General features: G+C 69.3%; 13 protein-coding genes. 4 read left to right on the top strand and 9 right to left on the bottom strand.

What is annotated here, in order from left to right:
* Positions 1–62: 62 nt before the first annotated feature.
* Entirely contained in the window at positions 63–680 is a 618-nt protein-coding gene (gene ctaE, locus JW592_RS11110) for an aa3-type cytochrome oxidase subunit III (protein ID WP_209264817.1), read from the bottom strand.
* Positions 681–923: 243 nt separating this feature from the next.
* Here ctaE and JW592_RS11105 point away from each other — a divergent pair, with 243 nt between their 5' ends.
* Positions 924–1,337 carry a hypothetical protein gene (locus JW592_RS11105; protein ID WP_209264816.1) on the top strand — a complete coding sequence of 138 codons (414 nt, stop codon included), beginning with the start codon at positions 924–926 and terminating at the stop codon, positions 1,335–1,337.
* A gap of 88 nt (positions 1,338–1,425) precedes the next feature.
* Here JW592_RS11105 and JW592_RS11100 read toward each other — a convergent pair whose 3' ends face one another.
* The 4 genes from JW592_RS11100 to ctaC all read right to left on the bottom strand — a co-directional run bounded on the left by JW592_RS11100 (position 1,426) and on the right by ctaC (position 5,993).
* Entirely contained in the window at positions 1,426–2,721 is a 1,296-nt protein-coding gene (locus JW592_RS11100) for a L,D-transpeptidase (protein WP_209264815.1), read from the bottom strand.
* Positions 2,722–2,857: 136 nt separating this feature from the next.
* Entirely contained in the window at positions 2,858–3,256 is a 399-nt protein-coding gene (locus JW592_RS11095) for a cytochrome c oxidase subunit 4 (protein WP_209264814.1), read from the bottom strand.
* The gene (ctaD, locus tag JW592_RS11090) at positions 3,253–4,983 is read right to left on the bottom strand and encodes an aa3-type cytochrome oxidase subunit I (protein ID WP_209264813.1); all 1,731 of its coding nucleotides are present in this window, start codon (positions 4,981–4,983) and stop codon (positions 3,253–3,255) included. Before ctaD ends, JW592_RS11095 begins: the two co-directional genes overlap by 4 nt.
* A complete protein-coding gene (gene ctaC, locus JW592_RS11085; protein ID WP_209264812.1) occupies positions 4,980–5,993 on the bottom strand; it encodes an aa3-type cytochrome oxidase subunit II in 1,014 nt (337 codons plus the stop codon). Before ctaC ends, ctaD begins: the two co-directional genes overlap by 4 nt.
* 352 nt (positions 5,994–6,345) lie before the next feature.
* Here ctaC and JW592_RS11080 point away from each other — a divergent pair, with 352 nt between their 5' ends.
* Positions 6,346–7,776: a cysteine desulfurase/sulfurtransferase TusA family protein gene (locus JW592_RS11080; protein ID WP_209264811.1), complete on the top strand. Its 1,431-nt coding sequence runs from the start codon at positions 6,346–6,348 to the stop codon at positions 7,774–7,776.
* Positions 7,777–7,789: 13 nt separating this feature from the next.
* On the opposite strand, the gene JW592_RS11075 is transcribed toward JW592_RS11080, so the two are convergent.
* Complete coding sequence (locus JW592_RS11075) at positions 7,790–8,677, bottom strand: GNAT family N-acetyltransferase (RefSeq protein ID WP_209264810.1); 888 nt, start codon at positions 8,675–8,677, stop codon at positions 7,790–7,792.
* 84 nt (positions 8,678–8,761) lie between these two features.
* Entirely contained in the window at positions 8,762–9,940 is a 1,179-nt protein-coding gene (gene nadA, locus JW592_RS11070; RefSeq protein WP_209264809.1) for a quinolinate synthase NadA, read from the bottom strand.
* 260 nt (positions 9,941–10,200) lie between these two features.
* On the opposite strand from nadA, the gene JW592_RS11065 reads away from it, so the two are divergent.
* Positions 10,201–10,554 carry a HesB/IscA family protein gene (locus JW592_RS11065; protein WP_114017239.1) on the top strand — a complete coding sequence of 118 codons (354 nt, stop codon included), beginning with the start codon at positions 10,201–10,203 and terminating at the stop codon, positions 10,552–10,554.
* 181 nt (positions 10,555–10,735) lie between these two features.
* Here JW592_RS11065 and JW592_RS11060 read toward each other — a convergent pair whose 3' ends face one another.
* On the bottom strand, positions 10,736–12,115 hold the full coding sequence (locus JW592_RS11060) for a hypothetical protein (RefSeq protein WP_209264808.1): 1,380 nt from the start codon (positions 12,113–12,115) through the stop codon (positions 10,736–10,738).
* Positions 12,116–12,259: 144 nt separating this feature from the next.
* Complete coding sequence (locus JW592_RS11055) at positions 12,260–12,472, bottom strand: hypothetical protein (protein ID WP_209264807.1); 213 nt, start codon at positions 12,470–12,472, stop codon at positions 12,260–12,262.
* A 162-nt stretch (positions 12,473–12,634) separates the two neighbouring features.
* Here JW592_RS11055 and JW592_RS11050 point away from each other — a divergent pair, with 162 nt between their 5' ends.
* Complete coding sequence (locus JW592_RS11050; RefSeq protein WP_209264806.1) at positions 12,635–13,609, top strand: carbohydrate kinase family protein; 975 nt, start codon at positions 12,635–12,637, stop codon at positions 13,607–13,609.
* The last annotated feature ends 42 nt before the right edge of the window (positions 13,610–13,651 follow it).

Below are 13,651 nucleotides of genomic sequence, written 5' to 3'. Positions count from 1 at the left end.
TGTCCGTCTGTTCCCGTAGTCCGCCTGCGCGGTACGGCGCGCGGCTGTGCCGCGCCGCTCGCTTACCGGATCAGGTAGATGGTGGCGAAGAGGCCGATCCAGACGACATCGACGAAGTGCCAGTAGTAGGACACGACGATGGCGGCGGTGGCCTGGTGGTGAGTGAACCGCCTGGCCGCATAGGTGCGCCCCAGGACGAACAGGAAGGCGATGAGTCCGCCTGTCACGTGCATCCCGTGGAAACCGGTGGTCAGGTAGAACACCGATCCGTACGGACTCGAGGAGAGTGAGGTGCCCTCCTTGACCAGCTCCGTGTACTCGTAGACCTGGCCGCCGATAAAGATCGCACCCATGATGAAGGTGACGATGAACCACGCCCGGAGCTTCTTCACGTCACCGCGCTCGGCAGCGAAGACGCCGAGCTGGCAGGTGAGCGAGGAGAGCACCAGGATCGTGGTGTTCGTCGCCGAGAACGGAAGGTTCAGCGCATCGGCATGCTCCTTCCAGTACTCGGCTCCGGTCACCGACCGAAGGGTGAAGTACATCGCGAAGAGGGCCGCGAAGAACATCAGCTCGGAACTCAGCCAGATGATGGTTCCGACGCTGGTGAGGTTCGGCCGGTTGACCGACGGGTGCGCGTGCCCGGTTTCTACTGCTGTTGCTGTCGCCACGACCGACATTATGTCGGTCGCTTATCCCGGCCTCACTTCGGGGGGTCCCGTTCGGTGTGTCCGTAGCCGGCACTGCTGCCCTGTCCAGCGACGACGCCCCCGGCGCACCCCCCTTACGGCCCAGTATCAAGGCGTGCTGACCGGTGTTGACGGTGCATGAGAGGGAGTAGCATCCGAGCGGCGCCACCGTGGAATACGGCTTCGGTCAGCGCGGTGCGCCAGCGGTTCACCCGATACGGACGCGGAGGAACGATGCAGCCGACCGCCACGGTGCTGGTCTACAGCGACAACGCCACCACCCGCGAGCAGGTGCGGCTCGCAGCGGGCCGCAGGCCCGCGCCCGATGTGCCCGAGATCCGGTATGTGGAGTGCGCCACGCTGCCCGCGGTGCTGTCAGCACTGGAGGAGCTGCACGTGGACGCGTGCGTGCTGGACGGGGAGACGGCCCCGGCCGGGGGCATGGGCGTATGCCGGCAGATCAAGGACGAGATCTTCGACTGCCCGCCGGTACTGCTGCTGATCGGCAGGCCGCAGGACGCCTGGCTGGCGACCTGGAGCCGGGCCGAGGCGACCGTCTCGCACCCGGTGGACCCGGTGGCACTGGCCGACGCGCTGGCCGGGCTGCTGCGGGAGCGCACGGCCGACGGGGACCTCGCCCCGGCCTGAGGCCGCACGGACAAGGCCGCGCCCCCGCTTCCCACGATCGAGGGAGGCGGGGGCGCGGCCTTGTGCGGGTGGTGGGTCACACCCCGGGTCATATCTGGGGGCGCAGCCGCGCGGAGTCCGCGGGGCCGCTGCCGAGGGGCTGGCCGTGGTGGACGGCGCTGCCGGCGCGCCATTTCTTCCAGCCCAGGTTCCAGTCCCCGAAGCCGTTGCCGAAGGGTGCCATCTTCTCGCCCGCCGAATTGATGTGCTGGACGATGTCGCCCTGGCGGACGTGGTTGAAGAACCACTTGGCGTTGGCGCTGCTCATACCGGTGCAGCCGTGGCTGGTGTTCGAGACGCCCTGGGAGCCGACCGACCAGGGCGCGCCGTGCACGTACTCACCGCTGTTGGTGAGCCGCGTGGCCCAGTAGACGCCCAGGTCGTAGAAGTCCGAGGCGCCGATGCTGGCGCTGGTCATCCGCACGTACGGCTCCTTGGTGAGGATCACCTTGACGCCGTTACGGGTCTCGTAGCCCGCTTTGCCCGTGGTGACGGGTATGGAACGGATCGTCTTGCCGTTCTTCTTGACCTTCATCACCAGCGAGGAGGCGTCGGTGATCGCTTCTATTCGATCACCCGTCTTCATCCGTACGGGTTCGGCCTTGCCGCCGTACAGCCCGTCGCGGATCTTCAGACCCTTGAGATAGGAGCGGAGGGTGATGGTGGCGTGGGCCGGCCAGTAGGAGCGGGGCCGGTAGTGCAGCTCCTTGCTGTCCACCCAGTGCCAGGCACCCTCCACATGCGGGGAGGACTTCACTCTCAGTGCCCGTTCAACGAGCTCGCGCTGTTCGCGACCCTTGATCGGGCGGCTCAGCTTCGCCGTGAGGGGCTGTCCGACGCCGTATGTGCCGTTGTCCGGGCCCAGCTTGACCTTCAGGTGCTTGGATGCGGACTTGGTTCCGAAACGCAGCGAGCGCCGCCCTGGGGCTCCCTCGTCGTTCTCCGTGCTGACCTTGAGGGTGTAGCGCGCGCCGGCGGCCAGCGACCCGGTGCTGTGCCAGCGCTTGCCGTCGGCGGACAGCTCGCCCGCCACCACACGGCCCGAGGCGTCGGTGGCGACCACGTCGGTGAGGGTGTCGCCGTGCTGGGCGGTGACTTCGAGGGGCTTGTCGGGGTCGACGTCGGTGCTGTCGGCGTCGGCGTTGACGGCCACGGCGTCCGTGGCGTCGTACGGAGCGGAGGCCAGCGAGTTGCCGCTGCTCCCGCCACTGCAGGCGGCGAGCCCCACGGAGAGGGGCGCCAGCAGCAGGGCGCAGCTCTTGACCATCCGGCGCTTGTTCTTGCGGGACAGGATTCGGGGGGTGAGGACCCCCTCCGCTATCGCGGTGCGTGAGCTGTGAGTCATGGGCCCAAAATATGAAGAATCGTCATTTCGGGCGCGCTGAGTGCGTACAAACGGGTCGGCCCCCCGGAGTGTCGGGGGGCCGGTCCTTGCGTTTTCGGTTGTGTGCGGCCTGGCCGCTGTGTGCTGCCGCGTCCTGCTACTGGGTGCGGTTCTGCCCGTGGTAGTACTCGAACACCCAGCCGAACAGGCCGATCAGCAGCACCGGTGCCGAGACGTACACCAGCCACCAGCCCAGGGCCACGCCCAGGAAGGCGAAGGCACCACCGAGACCCAGCACCAGCGGCTGCCAGCTCCACGGGCTGAAAAAGCCCAGCTCGCCGGCGTCGTCCGCGACATCGGCCTCCTTGTTGTCCTGGGCTCCGGTGTCGACCCGGCGCGCGGTGAACGCCAGGTAGTAGCCGATCATGATCGACAGACCGAAGGCCAGGAAGAGGCCCGTGGTGCCCACCGGCTCCTTCGACCAGAGCCCGTAGGTGATGGCGACCGCCAGCAGGAAGACCGACAGCCACAGGAACATCTTGCCCTGGATCTTCACTTCCCGGCCTCCTTGCTGCCGGCGAGCGCCTTGTCTTCCCTGTCCACGTTCTCCAGCTCATCGAGCGCGGAGATCTCCGGGTGGTGCAGGTCGAAGGCCGGGGATTCGGAGCGGATGCGGGGCAGGGTGAGGAAGTTGTGCCGCGGGGGCGGGCAGCTCGTCGCCCACTCGAGCGAACGGCCGTAGCCCCACGGGTCGTCGACCTCGACCTTCTCGCCGTACTTGTGCGTCTTCCAGACGTTGTAGAAGAACGGCAGCAGCGACATGCCCAGCAGGAACGAGCTGATCGTGGAGAGGGTGTTCAGCGCGGTGAAGCCGTCGGCCGCCAGGTAGTCGGCGTACCGGCGCGGCATGCCCTCGGCGCCCAGCCAGTGCTGCACCAGGAAGGTGCCGTGGAAGCCGATGAACAGCGTCCAGAAGGTGATCTTGCCGAGCCGCTCGTCCAGCATCTTGCCGGTGAACTTCGGCCACCAGAAGTGGAATCCCGCGAACATCGCGAAGACCACGGTGCCGAAGACCACGTAGTGGAAGTGCGCCACGACGAAGTACGAGTCGGAGACGTGGAAGTCCATCGGGGGCGAGGCCAGGATGACACCGGTCAGACCACCGAAGGTGAAGGTGATCAGGAAGCCGATGGTCCACAGCATCGGTGTCTCGAAGGACAGCGACCCCTTCCACATCGTGCCGATCCAGTTGAAGAACTTCACACCTGTCGGCACGGCGATCAGGAAGGTCATGAACGAGAAGAACGGCAACAGCACGCCGCCCGTGACGTACATGTGGTGCGCCCAGACCGTCACCGACAGACCGGCGATGGCGATGGTCGCGCCGATCAGACCGATGTAGCCGAACATCGGCTTACGGCTGAAGACCGGGATGACCTCCGAGACGATGCCGAAGAACGGCAGCGCGATGATGTACACCTCTGGATGACCGAAGAACCAGAAGAGGTGTTGCCACAGCAGCGCCCCTCCGTTGGCCGAGTCGAAGATGTGCGCCCCGAACTTCCGGTCGGCCTCCAGGGCGAACAGCGCGGCGGCCAGCACCGGGAAGGCCAGCAGCACCAGCACACCGGTGAGCAGCACGTTCCAGGTGAAGATCGGCATCCGGAACATCGTCATGCCCGGCGCGCGCATGCAGATGATCGTGGTGATGAAGTTGACCGAGCCGAGGATGGTGCCGAAGCCGGAGAGGGCCAGGCCCATGATCCACATGTCGGCGCCGACACTCGGCGAGCGGACCGCGTCCGAGAGCGGCGAGTAGGCGAACCACCCGAAGTCGGCAGCGCCCTGCGGGGTGAGGAAGCCACCCACCGCGATCAGCGAACCGAAGAGGTAGAGCCAGTAGGCGAACATGTTCAGCCGCGGGAAGGCCACATCGGGCGAGCCGATCTGCAGCGGCATGATCCAGTTCGCGAAGCCGGCGAACAGCGGGGTGGCGAACATCAGCAGCATGACCGTGCCATGCATGGTGAACGCCTGGTTGAACTGCTCGTTCGACATGATCTGCATGCCGGGGCGGGCGAGCTCGGCGCGCATGAAGAGCGCCATGACGCCGCCGATGCAGAAGAAGACGAACGATGTGATCAGGTACAGGCTCCCGATCTTCTTGTGGTCCGTCGTCGTCATCCAGTCGACGACCACCTGACCGGGCCGCTTACGGCGTCCAGGGGTTGTCGCCGGACCTGTCGCGGCGGCGGCACCCTGGGATTCGTTGAGGATGCTCACGGGTTATTCGTCTCCGCATTCTTGGCGCCGCCCGTGGTGGCGGTACCCGCCGGGATGTAGCCGGTCTGGCCCTTCTTCGCCAGATCCTCCAGGTGCTTTTGGTAGCGCTCCGGGGAGACGACCTTCACGTTGAAGAGCATCCGGGAGTGGTCGACGCCGCACAGCTCGGCACACTTGCCCCTGAAGGTGCCCTCCTTGTTGGGGGTCACCTCGAAGCGGTTGACATGCCCCGGGATCACGTCCTGCTTCATCAGGAACGGCAGCACCCAGAAGGAGTGGATGACGTCGCGGGAGGTCAGGATGAACTGGACCTTCTCACCCTTGGGCAGCCACAGCGTCGGACCCGGGTTGCCGTTCTGCGGGTTCTTGTCCGCCGGAGTGCCGGCCGTGAAGACGCCCTCGGCACCCTTGGGGAAGCCCTTGGCCATCCGGTCCGGGATGGCGCTCAGCTCGTTGTCCAGCGCCTTGTTCGTGTTGACGTCCGTCTTGGGATCGCCATCCACGTCCTCGATGTAGTTGAAGCCCCAGCTCCACTGGTACCCCACGACGTTGATGACGTGGGTGGGCTTCTTCGAGGTCGCCAGGAGCTTGGTCTCATCCCGCGCGGTGAAGTAGAACAACACCGAGATGATGATGATCGGGACCACCGTGTACAGAGCCTCGATGGGCATGTTGTACCGGGTCTGCGGGGGAATCTCGACCTTGGACCGCGAGCGCCGGTGGAAGATGATGCTCCACAGGATCAGCCCCCACACCAGCACGCCCACGGCGAGCGCGGCCGCCCAGGAGCCCTGCCACAGGGAGAGGATCCGCGGCGCCTCGTCCGTTACCGGGGTGGGCATACCGAGGCGGGGGAAGTCCTTTGATGTGCAACCGGTCGCGGTCGCCAGGACCAGGCCCGCGGCCAGCGCCTGCTGCAGCTTCCGCCGCATCGGGCGCCGCGACGTGGGTGTACCGCCCACCGCGCCCGAGGGGCGCCCGTGGGGGAGGTCGGAGCCGTTGGGACTCACGTAGCGCCTTCCCGAGAGTCTCGCCCGCGTCGGTCGGGCGCGGCCCTCTTACGTGGTCGGGCGCCGGCCCAGGCGCGGGCAGGGGTTTGGATGTTTATGCGGACCAAACCCTAGCCGACGCCATTTGGGGTCGCGCGGGGAGGGGGCGTAACGCGCCGCGTCGCGCCCCGAAGGGGCCCGGGCCCGCCCCGGAGGGGCGCGGGGCTGTGCCGATATGCGGCTCCGCCGCGCGGGCGCGCAACGCGAGGGCGCGCCCCGAGGGCGGGCCTCCCTGAGCCGGACGTCACCTGGACACCCCCGCCCGCAAAGACGGCTGACCGCCCAGCGCGCAGCGGCCCGGTAGCGTAAAAGTGTGTCCTATTTCGATGCCGCCTCCTCTCTTCCCCTCCACCCCGTCGCGCGCCAAGCGCTACTCGCGTCGGTGGACGAGGGGTGGGCCGATCCCGCCCGCCCGCACCGCGAGGGCAGGCGGGCGCGGATGCTGCTGGACGCCGCGCGGGAGACCGCGGCCGAGGCCGTCGGATGCCGCCCCGACGAGCTGCGATTCACCTCTTCGGGTACGCACGCGTTGCACACCGGGATCACCGGGGCCCTCGCCGGTCGGCGCCGGGCCGGGCGGCGGCTGGTCGTCTCGGCCGTCGAACACTCGGCCGTACTGCACACCGCCGAGGCCCACGAGCGGGCCGGGGGCCTGGTGCGGGAGGTCGGCGTCGACCGTTCGGGACGGGTGGACGCACAGGAGTGGGCCCGGGCGCTCGGCGAGGACAGTGCGCTGGCCTGTCTGCAGTCCGCCAACCATGAGGTGGGCACCGTGCAGCCGGTGACGGAAGTGGCCGAAATCTGCGCCGAGGCGGGCGTACCGCTCCTGGTGGACGCGGCGCAGTCGCTGCCCTGGGGCCCGGTGGCCGGCCCCTGGTCGCTGCTGGCCGGGAGCGCCCACAAGTGGGGCGGTCCGGCGGGCGTCGGGCTGCTCGCCATCCGGAAGGGTGTGCGCTTCGCTCCCCCCGGGCCGGTGGACGAGCGGGAGTCCGGGGCAGCTCCCGGGTTCGAGAACATCCCCGCCGTCGTCGCCGCCGCGGCCGCGCTGCGCGCCGTACGGGCCGAGGCGGACGCCGAGGCGGACCGGCTGCGCGCGCTCGTCGACCGTATCCGGACGCGGGTGCCCGAACTGGTGCCGGACACCGAGGTCGTCGGCGATCCGGTACGGCGACTGCCGCACCTGGTGACCTTCTCCTGTCTGTACGTGGACGGCGAGGCGCTGCTGCACGCGCTGGACGCCGCCGACTACTCGGTCTCCAGCGGCTCTTCCTGCACCTCCAGCACGCTGACGCCGAGCCATGTGCTGCGCGCCATGGGGGTGCTGTCCGAAGGCAACGTCCGGGTCTCGCTGCCGCCGGGGACGACCGAGGAGGAGGTGGACCGCTTCCTGGAGGTGCTGCCCGGGGCCGTTGAGGGCGTACGGGCACATCTGGGCGCCGGGGCGGGGGCCGCCGCCGGGGCGGCGACCGGCATCGGGGCGGCGACCGGCACCGCCGCGGAACCCTCGCCTTCGGGTGCCACCGCGGAGGTCACCGTCGACGCGCTGGGCAAGCTGTGCCCGCTGCCGGTGATCGAGCTGGCCAAGGTCATCGAGGACGTACCCGCCGGGGGCGTGGTCCGTGTCCTGGCCGACGACGAGGCGGCACGGCTCGACATCCCCGCCTGGTGCGAGATGACGGGGCACGCCTTCGAAGGGGTGGAGGGCGTCGAGTACCGGGTGCGGCGACAGACTGCCGACAGCTGAACCCCCGCCCCCCTCACAGGAAGGCGCCGGAAGGGATGTACGGCGACGGGGGCCGCAGGCCGCGGAAGCAGACGAACCCCTCGGAGCGGAGCTCCAGTCCCGCCCGGAGTCCGACGTCCACCGCCCACTGCTGCTCCGCCGTGATGTCCTGGACCTCCACGGCGACCCCTTCTCCTACGCCGAGCAGTGCCGCGCTCAGCACCCGGGTGGCGAGCCGCCGTGAGGTGGCGCCCAGCAGTTCGACCTTCGCCTTCTCTTCTTCGTGGCTGATGTAGCAGTACCCGCTTCCGGCCAGGTCGTCCGCGACGACCAGCCGGCTGTGCCGCGTCAGGAACTCGTGGTCGGGCCCGTGGGCCCCGCCCCGCAGCCGCCGGTCGACGGAGTCGAGCAGATCGCGGTCGCGGGGGCCGCCCTCGACGGCGGCGCCGTCGACGGGGCCCAGCCGCGCCCGGTCCACGACGCCGCGCATCCGGATCGTGGGGTGCAGCGCGAATCCGGCCTGCCGGTAGACCCGGGCGGCGGCAGGGTGCCGGGAGCAGCAGATGATGCCCCGCAGACAGCCGCGCCCGTACTCCAGCGTGCGCTCCAGCAGCGCCCGCCCGACGCCCTTGCCCTGGGTGCCGGGCAGCACGACCAGCAGGGCCAGGCCCCAGGTGCCCTCCCGGATGTGGGACTGGGCCGCGCCGATCGCCTGCCCGCTCTCGTCCTCGGCGAGCCAGCTGCCCGCGGGGTCGTGCCGCACGAGGTGCAGGATCTTTTCGCGACCGCGGGCCGCGCGGGCGGCGGAGGACGGGCCCCGGGGGTCGCCCTTGAGGGCGTGCGAGGCCCCGAAGGCCGCCTCGGCCAGCGTTCTTACCGTCTCCGCGTCTTCCTGGTTCTCCCTGACAGGGCGCAGCAGCATTCTGGGCACGCTAGCCTGCGGCGCCTTTTCACGGGAGGGCCTCCCTTGGGCCGGTGAGGGGGTGCCCCTGACGGGGCGCGTCCCTTACGGCAGGGCCAGCATGCGTTCCAGGGCCAGCTTGGCGTACTTCTCCGTCTCCGCGTCGACCTCGATCCGGTTGACGACCGTGCCGTCGGCAAGCGACTCCAGCGCCCACACCAGATGCGGCAGGTCGATGCGGTTCATCGTCGAGCAGAAGCAGACGGTGCGGTCGAGGAAGACGATCTCCTTGTCCTCGGCAGCGAAGCGGTTGGCCAGCCGCCGTACGAGGTTGAGTTCGGTGCCGATCGCCCACTTGGAGCCGCGGGGCGCCGCTTCCAGGGTCTTGATGATGTATTCCGTCGAGCCGACCTGGTCGGCGGCCGCGACCACCTCGTGCTTGCACTCGGGGTGCACCAGCACGTTGACGCCGGGGATGCGCTCGCGCACCTCGCGCACCGAGTCCAGCGAGAAGCGGCCGTGCACGGAGCAGTGGCCGCGCCACAGGATCATCTTGGCGTCGCGCAGCTGCTGGGCAGTCAGGCCGCCGTTCGGCTTGTGCGGGTTGTAGACGACGCAGTCCTCCAGCGCCAGGCCCATCTCGCGCACGGCGGTGTTGCGGCCGAGGTGCTGGTCCGGGAGGAACAGCACCTTCTCCCCCTCGCCGAAGGCCCACTCCAGGGCCCGTTTGGCGTTGGAGGAGGTGCATATGGTGCCGCCGTGCCGGCCGGTGAACGCCTTGATGTCGGCGGAGGAGTTCATGTACGAGACGGGCACGGTCACCTCGGCGACACCGGCCTCGGTGAGGACGTCCCAGCACTCGGCCACCTGTTCGGCGCTGGCCATGTCCGCCATCGAGCAGCCGGCCGCCAGGTCGGGCAGCACGACCTGCTGGGCCCCAGAGGTGAGGATGTCGGCGGACTCGGCCATGAAGTGCACGCCGCAGAAGACGATGTACTCGGCCTCCGGGCGGGCCGCGGCGTCCCGGGCCAGCTTGAAGGAGTCACCGGTCACATCGGCGAACTCGATGACCTCGTCGCGCTGGTAGTGGTGGCCGAGCACGAAGACACGGTCGCCGAGCTTCTCCTTCGCGGCGCGCGCACGGGCCACCAGGTCCGGGTCGGAGGGGGCGGGAAGGTCGCCGGGGCACTCGACTCCGCGCTCGCTCTTCGGGTCGGCCTCGCGGCCGAGCAGCAGCAGAGCGAGCGGGGTCGGCTGTACGTCCAGCGGCTGGGCGGCACTCACAGGACCAGCCCTTTCTCTAGCTCGGTCGACGCTCGGAGACTGCTTGGCGAGGCGGCTCCGCGTCGGTTTCTCGTCTAAGTGACGTTATCTATCATAACCGCTTCACGTCAGTTTGACGATGGCCATCGCGTCGATGTGACGCATTCCCACCCGCTTCGGCGGTGTGCGAGCATGAAGTGACTACTCCTGGAATGAATCCGGGATGCCGTCGGTTGAGCTGACGGTAAGAGAGCAGTCCGTACAACCCGGGAGAGAAGCAGATGTCCGTTTCGGACGAGACCGCTGTAAGCGAGGGCATCATCCTGTCCGACGCCGCCGCCGCGAAGGTCAAGAGCCTGCTGGAGCAGGAGGGCCGCGACGACCTGGCGTTGCGCGTCGCCGTCCAGCCGGGTGGCTGCTCCGGCCTGCGGTACCAGCTCTTCTTCGACGAGCGCTCGCTCGACGGCGACGTGGTCAAGGACTTCGACGGCGTCAAGGTCGTCACCGACCGGATGAGCGCCCCCTACCTCGGCGGTGCGTCGATCGACTTCGTCGACACCATCGAGAAGCAGGGCTTCACCATTGACAACCCGAACGCCACGGGGTCGTGTGCGTGCGGTGACTCGTTCAACTGAGTCGCCGGGCTCGTTGCGGATACGCGCCGTAGCGGGATGAGGTCTGCCCCGCGCCCCTTCGGGGCGCGCCCTGACGGGGCGCGTCGGATCGTGACAAGGGCGGCGGACTCCCCCCACCAGGAGTCCGCCGCCCTTGTCGTTCCAGGGGCGGCGCCGCAGCGTCACGCGGCGGCAGCCCGGATCACTTGCGGGGCAGCTTCTCACCGTCCCGCGCGTCGACCACCTTGCGGTCGCCCAGCTTCTTGTCGAGCTTCACCTCTGCGGTCTGCCGCTTGGCGATCTTGACGCAGATGTTCTTGCCCTTGCCGTTCTTCGGCTTGGCGTCGATCTTGACCTTCACCTGGGAGCCGGACTCCTCGGCCGTGGCCTTGTAGGTGTCGCACACCCCGCCCCAGAAGGACAGCTTCAGCGTGCGGCCCTCCACCTGATACGACTCCATGGCCTGGGTGGACTTCCCGCCGCCCGCGCCCACGTCGCCGCTGCCCGGCTTCGAGGGGTGCCCTGAGGTCTTCGAGGGCTTGAGGTACTCCGGCTGCACGGCCGGATGGGTGACCTTCATGTCGCCGCCGCCGGGCCGCTCGACCTCGTAGATCCATGCCGGGACGAGCAGCGGCCTGCCGTGCGAGCGCTCCAGCGAGAGTCCGAAGGCCGCGTCGCCGATCTTCGTCGGCTCGTTGTCCCGCTCCCCCTCGCGCCCGTGGCCGCCGCGCGACTGGCTCGCCTTGTTCAGCTGGTCGAGCGTCGCGGTGGCGCTCTGCACCGGGTAGACCTCGCCCTTGCGGGTCTCGTTCCAGCTCCCCTGCGCCCGGGTGACGGAGCCCTTGTCGTCCACCACGAAGGTGCTGTCCCAGCCGTGTGTGGGCACCCCGTCCACCTTGGGTGAGGCGGTGACGGTGCGGGTGCCGCCGACCGGCGACCCGGCGTCCAGCGCGGCGTCCCCGAGCCCCAGAGCGCGCAGCGCGGGGCGAACGGCGTCCTTCGCCTTCTCGGCGGACAGCGGCTTGCCGCCCGGTGCCGGGTCGGGATCGGCGTCCAGCGGGACGGTCTCGCCGCTCTGGTACGTCCACGCGCCGCCAGCGGCCCCGCGCTCGGCGGTCAGCCTGGGCCCCTTGCCCTGGCCACCGCCCGCCTGCCAGCGGCCCTCCCGGGCCTTGACCGGGCCCTCGACCTCCAGCGCCTCGGCGAGCTTCGCCACCTGCGCCCGGCTCACCTCGTACCCGGGGATGCGGACAGCCGCCGACTTCGGGCCGTCCGGGAGGTGTCCGTCGGCGCGATAGCCGCGCGGCCCCATGGGCTCACCTGGCGCGATGCCCTTGCCGCTGTCCCGCGCCGAGGTGGCGGTGCCGTCCAGCGCCAGCTTCGGCGGGCTGTCGCCCTGCCCGTCGCCGGCCGCGCTGCCGCCCGACTCGGACGCACCGTCGGAAGAGGCGACGGAGGCCCAGTACGCGCCGCCCCCGCCGGCCAGCAGGACCGCGGCGGCCACGGCGGCCACGGAGAGCTGCCGCCGCCTGCTCCGGGGCGCCGGGCGGCCCTCGGTCTCGGGGGACTGGTCTGTACTCACCGAAAACTCCTTTGGCTCCGCGTCCACGAGACCCCTGCGGGAGGGATTCTTCTCCTGCCCCTCCCCCGCCGGGGGACATCAGTGGGACGGGACCCGGAAGCGGACGGTTCCCGCGCGACGCGCTCCGTGACAGAAGCGGGCCGCTCAGTCGCCGTACTCGGACATCCCGTCCAGGAGCCGTGCGGACCGAACCGGAACCCGCACGCCGTGCAGCGCGGCAGGGCGCGCCGGGTGCCGCTCCTCGGACTTTCCGGGCGGAACCCTCCAGTGCGGGACCATCCGCGCGCAGTCGCCGAGCAGTTGCTCCATCGACTCGGGATCGGCGTACTCAGCTCGGAAAGGCGCTGTTTTCCCCATGAGGATCACGCTACGCATCGGATGAGCTGCCCGGAAGACCCTACTATGAGGTAGTTGTGTCCTGTTCGACTCTGCGGGCCCAGCGGGTAGCGTGGCGCACGCCTTCCCCTCGTGCGCTGGACGTACGGGGGTACCCGATGTCTCTCAGGAGCAGAATTCGTCGTGCGTATCGCAGTCTGCGGGTCCATCGCAAACGACCACCTGATGACCTTCCCGGGGCGCTTCTCCGACCAACTGGTCGCCGACCAGTTGCACACGGTCTCGCTCTCCTTCCTCGTCGACCGCCTCGACATCCGCCGCGGCGGAGTCGGCGCCAACATCGCCTTCGGCATGGGCCAACTCGGCGCCCGGCCCATCCTCGTCGGCGCGGCGGGAGAGGACTTCGACGAGTACCGAGTCTGGCTCGAACGGCACGGGGTCGACACCGAGTCCGTGCACATCTCCGAGGTCGCACACACCGCACGATTCGTCTGCACCACGGACGCGGACAACAACCAGATCGGCTCCTTCTACACCGGTGCCATGAGCGAGGCGCGGAACATCGAGATCCAGCACGTCGCCGACCGCGTCGGCCGGCTCGACCTCGTGCTCATCGGTGCCGACGACCCCGAGGGCATGCTCCGCCACACCGAGGAGTGCCGCACCAGGGGCATCCCGTTCGCCGCCGACTACTCCCAGCAGATCGCCCGCATGGACGGCGAGGGCATCCGCGAGCTGACCGACGGCGCCGCCTACCTCTTCTCGAACGAGTACGAGAAGGAGCTGATCGAGAACAAGACCGGCTGGAGCGACGAGGAGGTGCTCCAGCGCGTCGGCACCCGCGTCACCACCCTCGGCAAGAAGGGAGCCCGGATCGACCGCGCCGGCGAGGAGCCGATCTTTGTCGGCGTCGCCGAGGAGAAGCAGAAGGCCGACCCCACCGGGGTCGGTGACGCCTTCCGCGCGGGGTTCCTCTCGGGCCTGGCCTGGGGGGTCAGCCTGGAGCGGGCCGCGCAGGTCGGGTGCATGCTCGCGACTCTGGTCGTCGAGACCGTCGGGACCCAGGAGTACGAGTTGAAGCGGGTGCACTTCATGGAGCGCTTCACGAAGGCTTATGGCCATGACGCCGCCACCGAAGTGCAGGCTCACTTGAGCTGAGGCCACGTTTTCGGGGGCGCCGCTTCCAACGGCTGAGGGCCC

It is taken from the genome of Streptomyces spirodelae (assembly GCF_017676385.1).
In the GTDB taxonomy this organism is placed as follows: domain Bacteria; phylum Actinomycetota; class Actinomycetes; order Streptomycetales; family Streptomycetaceae; genus Streptomyces; species Streptomyces spirodelae.
Note: the sequence above shows the minus strand (reverse complement) of the source record. Positions and strands in the feature narration are given on the sequence as shown.

Excerpts from the sequence above, each read along its gene's own strand:
- ctaE (WP_209264817.1), bottom strand. The coding sequence starts at position 680 with ATGTCGGTCGTGGCGACAGCAACAGCAGTAGAAACCGGGCACGCGCAC.
- JW592_RS11105 (WP_209264816.1), top strand. The coding sequence starts at position 924 with ATGCAGCCGACCGCCACGGTGCTGGTCTACAGCGACAACGCCACCACC.
- JW592_RS11100 (WP_209264815.1), bottom strand. The coding sequence starts at position 2,721 with ATGACTCACAGCTCACGCACCGCGATAGCGGAGGGGGTCCTCACCCCC.
- JW592_RS11075 (WP_209264810.1), bottom strand. The coding sequence starts at position 8,677 with ATGCTGCTGCGCCCTGTCAGGGAGAACCAGGAAGACGCGGAGACGGTA.
- JW592_RS11065 (WP_114017239.1), top strand. The coding sequence starts at position 10,201 with ATGTCCGTTTCGGACGAGACCGCTGTAAGCGAGGGCATCATCCTGTCC.
- JW592_RS11055 (WP_209264807.1), bottom strand. The coding sequence starts at position 12,472 with ATGGGGAAAACAGCGCCTTTCCGAGCTGAGTACGCCGATCCCGAGTCG.